15 protein-coding genes are annotated in these 17,178 nt (G+C 59.5%); 2 read left to right on the top strand and 13 right to left on the bottom strand.

Annotated elements, in window-relative coordinates; translation table 11 throughout:
* Window positions 1-75 precede the first annotated feature (75 nt).
* On the top strand, window positions 76-813 hold the full coding sequence (locus FW789_RS00705; protein WP_446430759.1) for a metallophosphoesterase: 738 nt from the start codon (window positions 76-78) through the stop codon (window positions 811-813).
* 49 nt (window positions 814-862) lie between these two features.
* A complete protein-coding gene (locus FW789_RS00700) occupies window positions 863-1,903 on the top strand; it encodes an acyltransferase family protein (RefSeq protein ID WP_446430758.1) in 1,041 nt (346 codons plus the stop codon).
* 169 nt (window positions 1,904-2,072) lie between these two features.
* Here FW789_RS00700 and FW789_RS00695 read toward each other — a convergent pair whose 3' ends face one another.
* From FW789_RS00695 to FW789_RS00635, 13 genes are all read right to left on the bottom strand, one after another.
* Window positions 2,073-4,067, bottom strand: coding sequence for a polysaccharide biosynthesis protein (locus FW789_RS00695; protein WP_446430757.1), 1,995 nt, complete (start codon window positions 4,065-4,067; stop codon window positions 2,073-2,075).
* Window positions 4,068-4,137: 70 nt separating this feature from the next.
* Entirely contained in the window at window positions 4,138-5,163 is a 1,026-nt protein-coding gene (locus tag FW789_RS00690) for an MraY family glycosyltransferase (RefSeq protein WP_446430756.1), read from the bottom strand.
* The gene (locus FW789_RS00685) at window positions 5,160-6,125 is read right to left on the bottom strand and encodes a UDP-glucose 4-epimerase family protein (protein ID WP_446430755.1); all 966 of its coding nucleotides are present in this window, start codon (window positions 6,123-6,125) and stop codon (window positions 5,160-5,162) included. The genes FW789_RS00690 and FW789_RS00685 overlap by 4 nt, the downstream gene beginning before the upstream one ends.
* The gene (locus FW789_RS00680) at window positions 6,125-7,375 is read right to left on the bottom strand and encodes a glycosyltransferase family 4 protein (protein ID WP_446430754.1); all 1,251 of its coding nucleotides are present in this window, start codon (window positions 7,373-7,375) and stop codon (window positions 6,125-6,127) included. Before FW789_RS00680 ends, FW789_RS00685 begins: the two co-directional genes overlap by 1 nt.
* A gap of 13 nt (window positions 7,376-7,388) precedes the next feature.
* Entirely contained in the window at window positions 7,389-8,519 is a 1,131-nt protein-coding gene (gene wecB / locus FW789_RS00675) for a non-hydrolyzing UDP-N-acetylglucosamine 2-epimerase (protein ID WP_446430753.1), read from the bottom strand.
* Between the two features lie 35 nt (window positions 8,520-8,554).
* Complete coding sequence (gene wbjC, locus FW789_RS00670) at window positions 8,555-9,655, bottom strand: UDP-2-acetamido-2,6-beta-L-arabino-hexul-4-ose reductase (RefSeq protein ID WP_446430752.1); 1,101 nt, start codon at window positions 9,653-9,655, stop codon at window positions 8,555-8,557.
* A gap of 2 nt (window positions 9,656-9,657) precedes the next feature.
* Window positions 9,658-10,692 (bottom strand): polysaccharide biosynthesis protein, encoded by a 1,035-nt coding sequence (locus FW789_RS00665; RefSeq protein ID WP_446430751.1) that lies wholly within the window; start codon window positions 10,690-10,692, stop codon window positions 9,658-9,660.
* A 34-nt stretch (window positions 10,693-10,726) separates the two neighbouring features.
* Window positions 10,727-11,509 (bottom strand): AglZ/HisF2 family acetamidino modification protein, encoded by a 783-nt coding sequence (locus FW789_RS00660; protein ID WP_446430750.1) that lies wholly within the window; start codon window positions 11,507-11,509, stop codon window positions 10,727-10,729.
* 1 nt (window position 11,510) lies between these two features.
* Window positions 11,511-12,125, bottom strand: a complete 615-nt coding sequence (gene hisH / locus FW789_RS00655; protein ID WP_446430749.1) for an imidazole glycerol phosphate synthase subunit HisH — start codon at window positions 12,123-12,125, stop codon at window positions 11,511-11,513.
* Complete coding sequence (locus tag FW789_RS00650; RefSeq protein WP_446430748.1) at window positions 12,122-13,255, bottom strand: N-acetyl sugar amidotransferase; 1,134 nt, start codon at window positions 13,253-13,255, stop codon at window positions 12,122-12,124. The genes hisH and FW789_RS00650 overlap by 4 nt, the downstream gene beginning before the upstream one ends.
* 23 nt (window positions 13,256-13,278) lie before the next feature.
* Window positions 13,279-14,559, bottom strand: a complete 1,281-nt coding sequence (locus tag FW789_RS00645) for a hypothetical protein (protein WP_446430747.1) — start codon at window positions 14,557-14,559, stop codon at window positions 13,279-13,281.
* A gap of 52 nt (window positions 14,560-14,611) precedes the next feature.
* Window positions 14,612-15,838 (bottom strand): lipopolysaccharide biosynthesis protein, encoded by a 1,227-nt coding sequence (locus FW789_RS00640; protein ID WP_446430746.1) that lies wholly within the window; start codon window positions 15,836-15,838, stop codon window positions 14,612-14,614.
* Window positions 15,835-17,139, bottom strand: coding sequence for a hypothetical protein (locus FW789_RS00635; RefSeq protein WP_446430745.1), 1,305 nt, complete (start codon window positions 17,137-17,139; stop codon window positions 15,835-15,837). The genes FW789_RS00640 and FW789_RS00635 overlap by 4 nt, the downstream gene beginning before the upstream one ends.
* Between the last annotated feature and the right edge of the window lie 39 nt (window positions 17,140-17,178).

Raw genomic sequence — 17,178 nt, 5'->3', positions numbered from 1 at the left:
CATAATCCAGACCTTTCTGCGCCTCACCCTTGCTGCTAAGCTCCTCCCCTTTACGACCCCACCGTCGACGCAACCGTGAACCTGCCCCCCCCAAGCCCTCCCCTGAAATCCTTCCCGGCCAATCAGCACGGCCGCGACTTCATCGTGGGCGACGTTCATGGCCATTTCGAGATGCTCCAGTCCCTGCTGAACACGGTTGACTTCACCCCAACCCACGACCGCCTTTTCGTCACAGGCGACATCGTCGACCGTGGCCCCTACTCCAACGAGGCCCTAGACTGGCTCGCCAATCCCTGGTTCCACACCGTCAGAGGCAACCATGAACAAATGGTCCTCGACTCGGTCAGCGGCCAAGGCGACCCACCCCGTCATACCCGAAACGGCGGCGCGTGGTTTTATGAAAACCCTTACGACAGGCAAGTGCGGATCGCCCAGCAACTGCAGGCACTACCGATCGCTATCGAAATAGAACTACGCACTGCCGAGAAAGTGGGCATCATCCACGCCGAACTCCCCGGCTGGGAGCAAGGGCTAACGTGGCGCGAGGGGATCGAGCTGCTGCAGGCAGCCGACCCGGCAACCCGCCAGGCGGCCCTGATGCAAGCCTTGTACGCACGCCGCCGGATCAATGACCGCGACGACTCACCGATCGCCGGCCTTGCCCGGCTGTACACGGGCCACTCGACAGTGCCGGAGGTGCTGACATTGGGGAATGTCGTGTACCTGGATACCGGCTGCTCATTCGCCGACGGCAAGCTGAGCATCATCGAAGCGGCGTCCACTGCCTGCTGGTCCTGCCTGCCACACCCTTAGAGTAAAATCCTTTGCCTACACGATGCGGACACCTGGAGCTTTGACACCCATGAGACCTTTGAGCGAAAAATGTATTACATTTTTCGATTTCCTGCGCTTCAGCCTCGCCCAGATCGTATTAGTGGGCCACGGCATCGGCTTCTTCTACGGTTACTGGGGTGGTTTTTTCCCCAACCAGGCCCCCTATCCTCAACAAATCGCTGTGGTGGGCTTCTTCCTGGTCTCTGGGTTTCTCATTTGCCGCAGCGTCATGGCCAACATCAAGTACAAGGGCGCCGACGCGGCACGCTACTTCAGCGATCGCTTTTCGCGGATCTACACCACGCTCATTCCCTCGCTGCTGTTTGTCTTCGTCATCGATAAAAGCTTTGGCCTTTTTTATCCGCAAGCCGAATTGCTCAACTACACCAGCCTGAAAATCTTCTTCCACAACTTGCTACTGATACCGTCCATGCCCTTCGGCACATTACGCCCGATCTGGAGCCTGATGTTCGAGTGGTGGATCTACATCCTCTTCGGCGGCCTGGTGTTCTTCCGCAAACACTGGATCTTCGCCACCCTGTGCATCTTCCTGGGGGCAAAATACACCTTCTGGGAGAACGCCAAGGGCGAAGCGGGCCACCTGGAGATCATCTGGTTTGCCGGCGCACTGGGGGCGTATTACTTTGATCGCCTGACCCTTCGACGCCTCCCGGCAGTGTGGACATGGCTCCTTTTTGCGGCTGCGGCGGCAATCTACCTGTATAGCAAACAGGCCTATAACCTGCTGCCCGGGCTGTTGATGGCGGCGGGCCTGGTGCTGCTGGCAGCACGGCTGAATGGCAACAGCGCTGCCGTGAGCAGCATGCGCAAAGCGCGCTGGGCCTCGTTGGCGGGGTTCAGCTTTACGCTCTTCTTGACGCACTACAGCCTACTTTATTGGATACAGCAGGCCCTGGGCAGCTCAACCGCAGGCTTCATCGTGGCAATGCTGCTGGCAAACCTCGTGGCGTTCCTGATCGCGTACGCCACCGAGCGGCATCACAAGGCTGTCTCGGAACGCATGCTCGACTGGGTACGCCGCGTTGGAGTCCGCACGACTCCGACCTGACGGCATTGCCCATGCAGGCGAGGTTCATGTCTGGAACAACGCAATCTCGGGGCAAGTCGCATCGGTGCGCCGATTCGACTTGCCCCGAGATTGGATTGATTCAGACACCGCCGTTATAGGGCAAGGGCAAGCCCCTTCTAGAGGGTAATGACCCAGGACCAACCTCTGATCAAGGCTCCAGCCGCCGCTGCTGATAGATCCAGTCGACGATCTCCCCTTCCGGCACGTAACCAGATACGGTTTCGCGCAGCAGTTGCCGCACGCGCGCGTAATCATCGATGGCAATCGCGGCCAGCAGATCATCGACACGGGTCTTGAGCAGCTCCCACGGCAGGCAATCCTCGTTGGCACTCATGATCATCGGATGACGCGTAGCGTCGACCTTGTCCCCAATCAGCAACTCTTCATACAGCTTCTCGCCTGGGCGCAAGCCGGTGAACTCGATGGCAATGTCGCCCTGCGGGTTGCGCTCGGAACGAATGCTGAAGCCGGACAGGTGAATCATCTTTTCCGCCAGCTCGACAATCCGCACTGGCTCGCCCATGTCCAGCACGAACACATCGCCGCCCTGCCCCATCGAGCCGGCCTGGATCACCAACTGTGCAGCCTCGGGGATCGTCATGAAGTAGCGGGTGATCTTCGGATGAGTGACCGTCAGCGGCCCACCCAGCTTGATCTGCTTGTGGAACAACGGAATGACAGAGCCCGACGACCCCAGCACATTGCCGAAGCGGACCATCGTGAAGCGGGTCTTGTTGACCTGCGAGACATTGCCGGTGTCGCCGAACAGGACCGGGGCAGTCTCCTGGCTCAACGCCTGCAGGGTCATCTCCGCCAGCCGTTTGGTGCTGCCCATGACATTGGTCGGGCGCACCGCCTTGTCGGTGGAAATCAGCACGAAGTTGGCGACGCCTGTCTGCAACGCCGCCTGCGCGGTGCGCAGGGTGCCCAGCACGTTGTTGATCAAGCCTTCGGCAATGTTGTGCTCGACCATAGGCACATGCTTGTAGGCTGCGGCGTGATACACCGTATTGACCCGCCAAGTGCGCATGATGTCGGTCATCTGCTGCTGATTGCGCACCGAACCGAGAATCGGCACCAGGTTGATCGACAACGCCCCGCGGTGTATGCGCTGCTCCAACTCAGAGAGGATGCTGTACAGGTTGAATTCGCTGTGCTCGAACAGCAGCAAGGTGCGCGGACGTAATTCGATTATCTGCCGGCACAGCTCCGAGCCGATCGAACCACCGGCACCGGTCACCATCACCGCTTGGTCGAGAATACAGCGCTGGAGCAGGTCGGCCTGCGCCGGCACGGCATCACGCCCCAGCAGGTCGGCGATGTCGACCTCCTGGATGTCATCGACCTTGACTCGGCCACTGGCCAGATCCATGAAACCCGGAATACTGCGGATATGCAGCGGATAGCTTTCGAGCAGGCCCAGAATCTCCCGGCGGCGAGCGCGCGTCGCCGAGGGTATCGCCAGCAGAATTTCCTGGGTCCCGGTCGCTTCGATCATGTCTTGCAGGCTCTGAGGGCTGTAGACCTGCAGGCCGGAAATCACCCGGTCGACAATGCTTTCATCATCGTCGATAAACGCCACTGGGCGCATCACTTTGCCCAGGCGCAAGGCAGCCACCAACTGATTGCCAGCCGAGCCTGCACCATAGATCGCGACCCGTGGCAGGCCGTCGTCACGGTTAGTGAACGGCACGTGCTGAACCGCGCTGAACCAGTCGCCGAGGAAGTACTGGCGCATGGCAAGGCGCAGGCCGCCGACCAGGACCATGCTCAACCACCAGTAGTTAAAAATGATCGAACGCGGCACTACGTGTTGATGATTGCTGTACCAGTACACCACTAGGCCAAGGATCAGCGCCGACAGGCTGACAGCCTTGATAATGGCGATCAGCGCGTCGTTGCCGAAGTAGCGCATCACCGCACGGTACATGCCGAAGCGGATGAACAATGGGATCGCCACCACCGGCGCCGCACCGAACAGCCACAGATGGTCCATGACCGGGTTGGCCATCTCTTCGATGCCCAGACGCACCAGGAAGGCCAGCCACAACGCCACCCATACCAGGACGATGTCGGTCGCAACCTGCAGCAGCCGCTTGTACCTTCGGGGTAGTTTCAGCAGGTATGTCCGCACACTATTCATAACCCTTTCGAACGCTCCATCCAAAACTGCATTGCCCGCAATCAGATCAACCTGACGATCGACCGAACGATCAGTTGGTGCTGGCCAACTCCAATGTACCCGCACGATAGCGTACGGCCAGGACAATCAACGGAATATATGCCAGGACCACGCCAACCGCGCCGTCCAGCCCCAACAACATGACGCACAGGGCAACTGGCAGCAGCCACAACACATTCAGCGCTAGCACAGCCAGGGTCACCGGAAGATGCCGCCCGTACAGGCGTGAGGCGAATTGATAAGCATGGCTGCGATGGGCTTCATAGACTTTGTCGCCACGGATCAGCCGTTTGATCAAGGTGAACGTCGCGTCGACAATGAATACTCCAAGCAGGATAAGCCAGCACCAGAACAAGTCGAATGACACCCAAGCGGCCTGCAACGACAGCACCCCAAGGGCAATGCCGAGGAAGCCACTACCGGCATCGCCCATGAAGATCCGCGCGGGTGGGAAGTTCCAGCACAGAAAGCCGAGCACCGCGCCCGCTAGTAGCAACGGCAGGGCGATCAATTGCTCATGCCCGCTAAGGGCATACAGCAGGCAGGCGCCCAGGCAGACACAGATCGCCTCGACGCTGGCAATCCCATCGATGCCGTCCATGAAGTTGTAGAGGTTGAGCAGCCACACCAGATAGAACGCCCCCAACACCGCGCCGAACCAGGCCAGGTGCAGCTCGACCCCCAACACTTCGATGGGGGGCACGCCACCCAACCAGAACAACGCCCAGATCGCGGCGCCGAAATGGCCAACCAAACGCCAACGTGCAGCGATGTGACCATGGTCGTCCATAAAGCCGATGACGGCGATCAAGGCAGTCGCACCACCCAGCGCCAGGAGCGCTTCGATGCTAACGGCGCCCAGCAGAGCCATGCCCGCGAGTGCTGCAAGAAACGCCAGGACAATAGCCACGCCGCCCCCGCGCGGGGTGGGCACCGCATGCGAGCTGCGTGCGTTGGGGATGTCCATGATGCTTCGCGCCAGCGCATAACGGCGCAGCAACCAAGTCATGGCGAATGACGCCAGGACCACCATCGGAACCAGCCACGACAGATTCATTTATTTGTTTTTTCCTGGTAATCACGGGCAGCCAACAACAGTGCCTCATCGATGCTCAACGGGGGCGTCCAGCCCAACAAAGAGCGGGTCTTGCCAATATCCACCTGCAGCGAGCCACACAACCGATGCGACAAGGCTTTTTTGCCCAGCGCTGTCGCCGTCCATTGCAGCAGGACACCCGGCACTGGCAGCAGGCGCGCTGGGCGGCCAAGTGCCGACGCCATGCGTTGCAACAATGCGGTGGTGGAGAGGTCTTCGCCATCACTGACCAGGAAGGTCTGGTTGGCCGCCGCCGGGTGCTCGGCGCACGTCGCCACCAGATCTGCCAGGTTGCCCAAGGCGACCAGGCTGCGGCGGTTGTCGATAGCGCCGAACGGCAGCGGGACACCCTTGTCGAGCCAGCGCATCATGGCCAGGAAGTTGGCTTTTACTCCTGGGCCGTAGACCAGCACGGGGCGAACGATCACCACTTCCAGCCCGGTTTCCCTGGCAAACTTGCGCAAGCCGTCTTCGGCTTCCTGCTTGGAAATACCGTAGGGGTCGCAAGGCGCGGGCTTGTCGTCCGCCGCATAGGGTCTGGCTTTGGCTGTGCCTTCGCCATTGACCTTGATCGAGCTGATGAACACCAAGCGGCGAACACCGGCCGCCACTGCTTGCCTGGCCAGGTTCAAGGTCGCATCGACGTTGACCCGGCGAAACGCCGCCAGTGGATCCGCTTCGGTATCGTTCATAACATGCACGCGCGCCGCCGAATGGATGACCGTGTGCACCCCCGCCAATCCTGCTTGCCAGGGGGTTTCGCCATCCAGCTGGGCGAAGTGAAAGACCTCGGCCCGCGGGTCGAGGGTTTGCGGCACCTGACGCAGGGCGGCTACGACCTGATGACCACGGTCCAGCAGGCACTGCATGACCGCCGCGCCGACAAACCCGGATGCACCGGTCAATAAAATGCGTTGCGACATCATTTGCCTCCATTACGTAGCGTCGCGCTCCGAAAGAGAGATTCCAGTCGCTCCATCAGTCTAGGCTTCGAGTAGTGTTCAAGGTAGTAACGGCGCCCGGCTGCGCCCATCTCGGCGCGTTGCGGGGCAGATGCCTCAGCCAGCTGCGCAACGATCCCGGCCAACCCCGGCGCATCGCTCGAGTCGCAGGCCAGACCCGCGCCCGACTCACGAATGACCCGCGCCGCCTCACCGTTGATCATGCCCAACAGCGGACGCCCCGACGCCAGGTACGCCTGGACCTTGCCGGGGATGGTCTTTTCGAACACATCATTGGTTTTAAGCGACACCAGCAGTGCGTCCGCCGCGGCAAACAGGGCTGGCATGGCTTCCAGCGGATGGCGCCCCAGCAGATGCACGTTGTCCAGCCCGCGCTGGCTGACCTGCGCGCCGAGCCATTCACTCATGCGCCCGTCACCGACGATGATCCAGCGCACCGCCGCCTTGCCCCGCAGCGCCTGCGCCGCATCGAGTACCGCCGGGAAGTCCTGGGCTTCGCCGAGGTTGCCGGCGAACACCACGGTAAACACCTCAGGGGCAGGCGTAACCAGCGTACTGCTGGCGACCGGTGCCGAGAATTCGTCCTCGGCCCAACTCGGGAAGTACACCAACCGCTCGGCCGCAATTGGCCGGGTGCAATAGCCTTTGACGTTGTCGATGAAGCCGTGCGACTGCAACAACAGGTAATCGGTGCGGTTGTAGATCCACGACACCATGCGCCCGACCAGCGCGAGCAACCGCGGGTGCTTGAGCACACCGACCGCACGCAGGGTCTCCGGCCACAGGTCGAGCACCCAGACGAACACCGGGGCCCGCTTGAGGCGCCCGATCACCACGGCCGGGATCGCTGCCATGATCGGCGACACCGCATACACGAACAGCGCATCGAACTGCCGCCCGCGCAGCTTGAAGGCACCGATCGACGCGGCGCTGAGAAAGAACGTCGCGTAGTTGAGCATCAGCGTCAGGCTGCGCTTGCCACGCGCGCGCATCGGTACCCGCACGACGTCGGCCCCGTGGTACGAGGCATAGGCGCTCGGATCACGCAGGTAGTCCTGGTAAACAGCGCCCTCCGGGTAGTTGGGCACACCCGAGAGTACGGTGACCTCGTGGCCTTTTTCCCTGAGGTCACGCACGAGGTCATTAATCCTCATGTTCTCCGGCCAGAAATACTGGCTCACCACCAAGATCCGCAGCTTTTTGTCAGGCATGCCTTGCATCCAGTCAGTACCGCTTCCATACCGTGCGGTTCACGTAGTCGGTGTAGCTGTGCACGATCCGCACCACCTTTTCCGACACATTGGGCATGCTGTAGTCATCGACCTGGCGCATGTCACGCACCTCGCCACGCCCCTGCCCCTGCAAAATCGCTAGGCCCTGCAGGACTCGCTCGATATCCAGCCCGACCATCATGGCGGCGGTTTCTTCCATGCCCTCTGGGCGCTCATGCGCTTCGCGGATGTTCAGCGCCGGGAAGTTCAGGATCGAGGCTTCTTCGCTGATCGTGCCGCTGTCGGACAACACCGCCTTGGCTTCGACCTGCAGCTTGTTGTAGTCCTTGAAACCCAATGGCTTGAGCAGCCGCACATTGGCGTGGAAACGCACGCCCAGCGCGTCCACGCGCTTTTGTGTGCGCGGATGGGTGGAGACGATGATCGGCAGGTTGAACTGCTCGGCGACGCTGTTCAGCACCTCAACCAGCTTGAGGAAGTTGGTGTCCGAGTCGATGTTCTCTTCACGGTGCGCGCTGACCACGAAGAAGCCTTGGGGGGTGAGGCCCAGGCGCTCGAGCACGTCCGACGCGTCGATGCCCGGACGGTAGAAGTTCAGCACTTCGAACATCGGGCTGCCGGTCTTGATGATGCGGTCTGGCGGTAAGCCTTCACGCAGCAAGTAGTCACGCGCGATGGTGCTGTAGGTGAGGTTCATGTCGGCGGTGTGGTCGACGATGCGCCGGTTGATTTCCTCGGGCACGCGCATGTCGAAGCAACGGTTACCGGCTTCCATGTGGAAGGTGGGGATCTTGCGGCGCTTGGCCGGGATGACCGCCATGCAGCTGTTGGTGTCGCCCAGTACCAGCAATGCTTCTGGCTGGATCTCGGCCAGGACACGGTCAACCGCGATGATCACGTTACCGATGGTTTCTGCACCGCTGGCCCCGGCGGCGTTGAGAAAGTGGTCGGGCTTACGGATGCCGAGGTCTTCGAAGAAGATCTCGTTCAACTCGTAGTCGTAGTTCTGCCCGGTATGCACCAGCACATGGTCGCAATATTCGTCGAGCGCGCTCATCACTCGGGACAGGCGGATGATCTCGGGACGGGTGCCGACAACGGTAACGATTTTCAGTTTTTTCATTTCAACCTCACGGCATGCGCCCTTGTTGCCCAGGGCTACAAGGGCAGCGAATAAGTGTCGGGGCGCTCACGGTCAAAGATCTCGTTCGCCCACAGCATCACGATCATCTCGTCATTGCCGATATTGGTAATATCGTGGGTCCAACCCGGTACGGTCTCCACGATCACCGGGCGCTCGCCGGAGGTCTTCAGTTCGTGGAATTCGCCCGTCATGACATGGCGGAAACGGAAATTAGCCTGCCCTTTGATGACCAGGAATTTCTCAGTCTTGGTGTGGTGGTAATGCCCGCCTCGGGTAACCCCTGGGTGGGCCGTAAAATAAGAAAACTGCCCGGCATCGGGGGTTTTCAACATTTCGACAAAGGTCCCGCGCGGGTCAGTGTAGCCAGGCACTTCATAGTCGAACGCCGCAGGCGGCAGGTAGCTGAGGTAGGTCGAGTACAGTGCCCGCACCAGGCCGGTGCCCACGCGCTCGGTGATCAGGCTGTCGCGGCTGGCCTTGAACGCACGCAGGTGGTCGGCCAGCGCCCCGACGGTGGTGCTGTACACCGGTTCGACCTGGCTGCCAGGGGCGACGCTAGTGCCGTCCATGATGGCTAGGCAGTGGCTGATCACATCGTCGATGTAGACCAGTTGCAGGGGCGCGTTGGGGTCATTGACCTGGATCGGCAGGTCGCGTGCGATGTTGTGGCAGAACGTCGCGACCGCCGAGTTGTAGTCGGGTCGCGCCCATTTGCCGAACACATTGGGCAGGCGCAACACATGCAACTCGATCGCCTGCTGCGCCGCAACCGCGCGCAAGGCGTCTTCGGCGGCGCGCTTGCTGGCGCCATAGGGGTTGCCCTGATCGGCCTGGATCGACGAGCTGTAGACCACCGGGATCTGTTTGCCGCTGCGCTCGAGCGCTGCACACAACGCCCGGGTGAAGTCGCTGTTGCCCGCGACGAACTCATCAGGATGCTCCGGACGGTTTACCCCGGCCAGATGGAAGATGCAGTCAGCCTCGGCGACGCGCGCCTGCAGCCCCGCCAGGTCGTCGCGCGCGCACTGCAAGACCTGCACATCCTTGCGCTCGCGCAATACGCTCAGCAGGTTCTGGCCGATGAAGCCGTTGATGCCGGTAATCAGGACATTCATGGTCACTCCTCGGGCGTCGCGTGCTCACCGCGCTGGATGGCGCGGATGAAGTCGAGTTTGAGCAGCAGTTGCTGCATGCCCTCGACATCCAGCCGTTGGGTGTTGTGTGAGTTGTAGTCTTCGGTGTGCGACAGCCGCTCCTCGCCCTGCTCCACATACTTGCTGTAGTTGAGGTCGCGCAGGTCTGGCGGCACGCGGTAGTAGTCGCCCATGTCTTCGGAGCAGACCAGCTCTTCACGGCTCAACAGCGCCTCGTAGAGTTTCTCACCGTGGCGGGTGCCGATCACTTGCACCGGATGCTCCGGCTTACCCAGCAGGCCACACAGTGCCTTGGCCAGGGTTTCGACGGTCGCAGCAGGCGCCTTCTGCACGAACAGGTCGCCATTGTTGCCGTGCTCGAAGGCATACAGCACCAAGTCGACGGCATCGGCCAGGGTCATCATGAAGCGCGTCATGTTCGGGTCGGTGATGGACAAGGGCTGGCCCTTGAGGATCTGCTCGACGAACAACGGGATCACCGAGCCGCGCGAAGCCATGACATTGCCATAGCGGGTGCCGCAGATGACGGTCTTGGTTTCATCGACGTTGCGCGCCTTGGCCACCATGACCTTTTCCATCATGGCCTTTGAGATACCCATGGCATTGATCGGATAGACGGCCTTGTCGGTGCTCAGGCACACGATCCGGCGCACTTCGTTCTGGATCGCCGCTTCGAGCAGGTTCTCGGTGCCAATGACGTTGGTTTTCACCGCTTCCATCGGGTGGAACTCACAGGACGGGACCTGCTTGAGGGCCGCGGCATGGAAGATATAGTCCACGCCCCGCGTAGCATTCAGCACGCTCTGGTAGTCACGCACATCGCCAATGTAGAACTTCAGCTTGCTGTTGGCGTACCGCTTGCGCATGTCGTCCTGTTTCTTCTCATCCCGGCTGAAGATGCGGATCTCGGCGATGTCCGTGTCCAGAAAACGCTTGAGCACCGCGTTGCCAAACGAACCGGTGCCACCTGAAATGAGAAGTTTTTTTCCGCTGAACATAATGATTCCTGAATTGAATGCGGGCGGCCCGGCGCTACCGGGGCTGCAAAGCTGAGAAGACCACTTCGTCCTTCTGCCTGGCGCTTGGATAACTGATCAATACAGCGCGGTAGCTGCCCTTGAAGACAAAGAAGCTACCCGCAGATATACCCACCACGCCGCAGGCCGATACCAGGCTGCGCATGTCTTCGAGTGACCCACCGCCACCCAGAATCGTCACCGGAATGCTCACGGCCTCACGCAATTGGGTGGCCAATGCAACATCGTAGCCTTTCATCCGGCCATCGTGATCAATCGAGTTGATGACGATTTCGCCCGCACCGGCGGCTTCCATCTGCCGGGCGACATCGAGCACGTTGCGCTTGGTGTTGCGGGTGCCGTTGTGGGTCCAGACGTCCTGCTGCTTGCTCAGCATGCGGTGCTTGTGGTCGAGCACCACCACCACGCTCTGGCTGCCGATTTCTTCGGCGATCCGCGTGACCAGGCTCGGGTCTTCAAGTGCAGCAGCACTGATCGCGACCTTCTCGACCCCCAGGGCAATGATCGCACGCGCCTGTTCAGGGGTACGGATACCCCCGCCGTAACACAGCGGCATGCGGCACTCGACGGCGAGGTTGGCGATCCTCTTGTAGTCCGGCTCACGGCCGTGCGCCGTGGCATCGATGTCGAGGACGATCAGTTCGTCGGCTTCTTTCTCGTTGAAGATTTTCACCGCGTTGATCGGGTCCCCGACGTACTTGGGGTCCTTGAAGCGCACGGTCTTGACGAGCCCACCATCCTGAATGAGCAGGCAGGGGATGATACGAGGTCTCAGCATCTCAGATTTCCGCGAAGTTTTTCAGGAGGCCGACGCCAAAGTGGTGGCTTTTCTCCGGGTGGAACTGCACACCGTAGACGTTGTTTGCCGCCACCGCGCAGCCAAAGTCGAGACCGTACTCGGATCGCGCGACCACGTGCTGGTCTTGCGCACATTCAAAATAGAACGAATGCAGGAAGTAAAAGCGGGCGTCGTGCTCAAAGCCCTTGAACAACGGGCAATCGCCGACAGGCGCTACGTCGTTCCAGCCCATGTGCGGCATCGCGATGGTTTCCAGGCCGGCCACGGAGCGGAATGAGCGCACCTTGCCAGGTACCCAGCCCAAGCCAGGCAACACGCCCTCGTCACTGCCATTGGCAAGCATCTGCATACCAACACAGATCCCCAGCACCGGCACACTGTCGCGGTGAACCAACTGTTCAACGGTGTCGCGCATACCCGAATCGCTGAAGCGCTGCATGGCATGATCGAAGGCGCCGACCCCGGGCAGAATCAGTTTTTCGGCACCGCTCAGGGCCTCGACGCTGCTCGCCACCCTGACCGGGATGTGCAGGCGCTTGTAGACGTTGACGAACGCCTGAAGATTGCCGAGGCCGTAATCAATAATGGTGATCATCTGAACAGCCTTCTTTCCAGGCCCAGGGCACTCATGATACGCGCGCCAATACCGATCATGAACCGCTTGTTCTTGTAGTCGCGGAAGGTCTTGTTAGTGCCTTCGAAGATCCCGCGCAACTCGTCGACAGAGAGGTCGAGCTTGTTGGCGACGTACTCGAACTCGGTAGACAGGAACTGCTCGCTCATTTCGGGCTGGGCAATACGCTGAAGCGCCTGTTCGCGGGCCATCTGTCCGGTCATGATCAGGCTGGAGAAGTGCGCACGGCGCTTTTCATAGCCGAATTTCCTGGGCATCCAGTAGTCTTCGTAGAAGCGCGTGAAGCGCGACTCATGGTGCTTGTGCTGGAACGGCAGCCAACCGTACAGGCGATTCAAGGTCTGCTCGGCGTCCTGCTTCACGAACGGCACCAGGTTCAGTGGCTTGACCACTTGCATGCCCAGTACATAACGGTAATAGAGTTTATATTTGAGAATATCGACCAGCGGGAACGACTTCAGCACGCGACGGCCGAAACGCCCGTGGATATCTTTGAACAAACGCTTGTCGATACCGGGATAACCGCCCCATTCTTCAGGCTCGCGGCAGCACTCGGTAGAAAAGTTACCACCAGTCAGTACATACTTGATCTTGTGCGCGCGGGCGAACTTGTACAGCCCGGAAAAGAATGCGGCGTCCTGCGGCAGGTCCTGGTCGGAGATTTGCGACTTGAGGAAGGCGACTTGCAAGTCCTTCATTTCTTCCCAATTAATAACCTCGGTATACAGTTCTGCGCCGAGGCCATCGACCAGTTTTTCAATGTTGCCGACTGCCTGATCGGTATTCCAACCCGCATCGACATGGAAGAGCAATGGGCGCAGGCCCATCTTTTCTTTTGCGATATAACTGACGTACGAACTGTCGAGGCCACCGCTGAGGCCGATAATGCAATCAAACTCGCGGTCTTTGCCGTCTTTCTTGATCAACTCGGCCAAGCGCATGAGTTCCGCTTCGCCGCGCGCATCGGTGTGCCAGTTGGGCACAATCACGCCGTCAAAATTCTGACAGTACTCGCACAGACCCGCCTCATTGAAGCTGATGTGCGGATCGGAGGTGTCCATGATGCAGCGTGAACAGATTTTATAGCCCATAAATAGATGCGCCCCGGCCAATCTTAATGTTTCGTGTGAACCTCTTTCTGGCGCGCGAGAAGCTCAACTGCTCGCTTGATCGATTCGATCAAATCGCCTGCGTCCGCTGGAGGCATGTTCAAAGGGTGGATGATAGCAGGTATGTTCACCCCCTCGTACTCCTTTACCAGGGTCGACGGGTAGGAAATAAGTAAGTCCACTTCGGGAAATATCGTCTTATCATGGATGACCGTCCAACTCGCTGAATTAACGCGGGCACTACTCGGATTAGCGGGGTGCGGCTTGTAATAACTAGAAATACCCTCACCCAACGCCTCTATGATATGCACATGCAATGTTTCGCAGACCGGATGTCCGACAAACAACAGCCGTAACGGATGGTTAGTTTGCATCTGCCTCAAGTGTATGACCGGACTGTAAAGCCGGACCGCATCCGGGGCCAGTCGGCACAACGGCGAAAGTACCGCGTCGCGAATAATAGCGACAGAGCCTTGATCAAACGCATACAGTGTTTCAACGCTGCGTAAACGGCAAGCCAGCTCCACAGGCAAACGTCGTGGCGGGTCCGCCCCACTGTCCCCCAATGCCTCCAGCGCACCGTGCTGCACTAGCACGATGCCCAGTGCAGTGCGCGCATCTCGCGCACGTGCCGCCCACATCACCCGATCGGCCAAAATTGCCCAGCGGTCGTAGTGTTCGGCGATCAACAGGGTTTTAGCGTGCAGCTTCTCTAACGCCAAGCGGACGCAGAACCAACGAAACGCCGTATAACTCTGCAGCCCCCAACGTGCGGTCTTGGCCGAGGTGTTGAGCTTCCGCGACGCTGCGATCGCATAGCCGAGCGCCTTCTCAAGGTCGGCCTGATCCAGCAAATCCGTGATCGCCATCGCAGGCTGATCGCCGAGCTGAACCGGGACCCAGGGCAGGGTTACCCAGCAAAACCTGTCGCCGATCAATTGCGCGGTGATCAACTGCGCAGCCCTTGCAGAAAAACCCAGCGCGAAGGCATCGAAACCGCCGCCGACGGCCCCTGCCTGGCGTGGCAGTTGCGCGCGCAGGCGCTTGCACTGCGCGCGGAACAATAGCCGTGCCCCACCCCAGCGCCAGGCCGTGCGCAGCAGCACCATGAGCATGTGCAGCAGCACGCGATAACGCGCATAAGCCACCAGTTTGCTAGGCCTAGGCGCAAAGCCAAAATCCTTAGGCGACAGCCCGCACAGCGCATACATGCTCTGATCGATCGCTATTTCATTCTGAGTAGCCAGCAGGTACTCAGCGATGATCTTGTGTTCACTTCTATTCACGCGCACACCTTTGTATCGCACCACAGCGTGCGGCATGTATCCCACCCCAGTGTCATTGCAAACCCCTCACGACATTGAAGTAAACCACGCTTTTCCAGATCAACATGGCCAGGAAGGCAGCAGCCATCGCCCAGGCAATGGCCACTGCGCCACCGACCGAACCCAGCAGATAAGCCGCGCCGATAAACACCATCAGGCCAAATACTTGCGAATACATCAGGTGGCGATCATGCCCCAGCGCATAGAGCCCCAGATGCGGGATCGTGCTTACCCCAAAAAACGCGCTGCCCAGCAATAACCAGTACAACATCGCCACATTGTCTTTATAGACCGGCGACGCCAACCAGCCAGGAATGAATAAACTGGCGACCCAGCAACCCAGCGAGAGCACCAGCACCACCGCGACCACATTTACGGTCAGCGAGCGCATGGCTTGACGAAACTCCGAACGCTGTGCGTGCTTGGCCGCCTGAATCAGCCGCGGCATGAAGAACACCACCACACCCGCATCCAGAAAGGACAGGATCGCGGTCGCCATGCCCACATACAAGGTATAGGCGCCCAGCACTTCAAGGTTGGCCAGGTGCTCGACCCAATACCGGTCGAACGTGTAGATGCCTCGAATGGCCAGGCTGGCCACCAGAAACGGCGCTGCCACCCACAGACCGCGAAGCACCCACTGCCAGTCGATGGGCTGCAACCCTCGGATATCACCCAGCTGGGCCAGATAATAGCCGGCGATGCCACACGCGAGCAGGCACGACAGCAACCAGCTGGAGACGGTGAATTGCAGGTTCCTGAACAGTGGGTCGAACCACATGCAGGCAATCACCACCAAGCACCACATCCCGCTGCGCACGAACAACACGATGCTGGCCAGCAGCTGCCGCGAGGCGGCCACCAGTATCCGGTTAGCCTCCTGAGCGACATGCTCGACAAGCAGCAGCACGATGAAAACGGGCAGGTAGGACCACGGCAGCCAACCCTGGAAGAATACCACTACGATAATCGGCAGGCACAGCAGGTACATGAATCCATAGACGACGCACTGATCACGCAGAATACCCAACCAACGCTCACGCGGTGCACCGATCATCTCGCGGTTGGCGAAGGTATAGAACTCAAAGCCGACGACATAAATGCCATAACCGATCGATGCCGCCAGCAGCCCGTACAGGCCGACTTCCTCGGCCGGCAGGAAGCGCGCCAGAAAAAAAACCAGGAGAAACTTGCTGAGCAGCGTAACACCACGCAGCCCGACGTTAATGAGTCTGATCACGCCGCACCTTGCCCATTCCCGAGCGTTTCGACAGCCTGTTCACCGGCCCTCGGCAACGGCTTGACACGCGGGAACATCAAACGCTGCCCGAGCAGCAGCATCAGATAGAACAGCACATTGAAAAGGATAATCCACTGCAGCATGCTGCCACGGAACATGCTCAGAAACATGAACAGCTCTGACATGCAGATAAACAAGAAGACCGGCCCACCCCTGAAACGCAAGGCGTACAGGGTACAGATAAAGACCGCGTACAAGGCAATGGGCACCACCCAGAACACGTACTCGCCGTAGTTCAGGTACAGCTCGGTCTCGATCGGCCATTGCTGGGTCGCCGACTCATCGAACCACTGCGAAGGAAAATACATTGCGGTCAGCCAGCGACTGATGTCGTGCAGGTAATCAGGTGAGGACACGCCAATGAAGGACAGCCATTTATTGACCGGGTAGCCCATGGTCAACAAATAGTCAGGCTGCATGTCCTGCAGAATCATGTCGTGCAGGAAGATCGTGTTGAAGTAGGTCAGAAAGTACTCCAGGAGCATTTCCGGGGTACTGTAAAACCCGTTCGAACGAACATACATCGCCCCTGAAAACAGCACCATGAACCCCAGAAACAGGCAAACACCCTGCTTCAGGCTCAAGCGCGCCAGCGCCAACCACGGCAGGCTGAAGAAGATGCCGAACATGAAGATCCGGCTCTTCACCCCTTGGACAAAGGCGCAGCAGGTCAGCACCAGCAGCACGAAGAGCAGCAGCAAGAGGCTGCGACGCTGTGCGGTGCGGCAGTAGAAGCCCACCCAGAACGCCAGGAAATTCGACCACATGATGAGGAAGAAATTGAGCAGCCCGTAGCCCTTCTTTTTCGACAGGTAGGTTTCGCTGTAATTACTTGTCCAGGCGTCTATGCCCCCCGTCACCTGGAAGAAGTACACGCAGCCCACCAACAGCAGGAGCGCGCAGACCCACAAAGCGGCGGGCCGCGCACGGTGCTCGCGGATGATGTCGGGCTGTTCGGCGCGATCAATCAGCACCTCCATCCCGCGGGTGAGGTAGAAGAACAACGTAAACACGTAGAGGTAGGCCAGGATTGCCTCCTGCGACACCCCTGCCCAGTCGTTCATCTTCCCCCAAGGCAAGACATACTCCCAGGAGATCCACTCGAGGAAATAGAACAGCGTCGCCGGAAACACCAAGTAGAGAAAGTAATTGCCGAACACCACATTGGAAGGGCAGATAATTCTCTTGTTCCTGAACGCTAGGAACGAAATCAATATCAACAGAATGACAAAAAATATCATGAAGTCTGAATGCCATCTCTTGTCAATGCGATATTGGCT

This window comes from Pseudomonas sp. 1121_17, from assembly GCF_052850745.1.
Note: the sequence above shows the minus strand (reverse complement) of the source record. Positions and strands in the feature narration are given on the sequence as shown.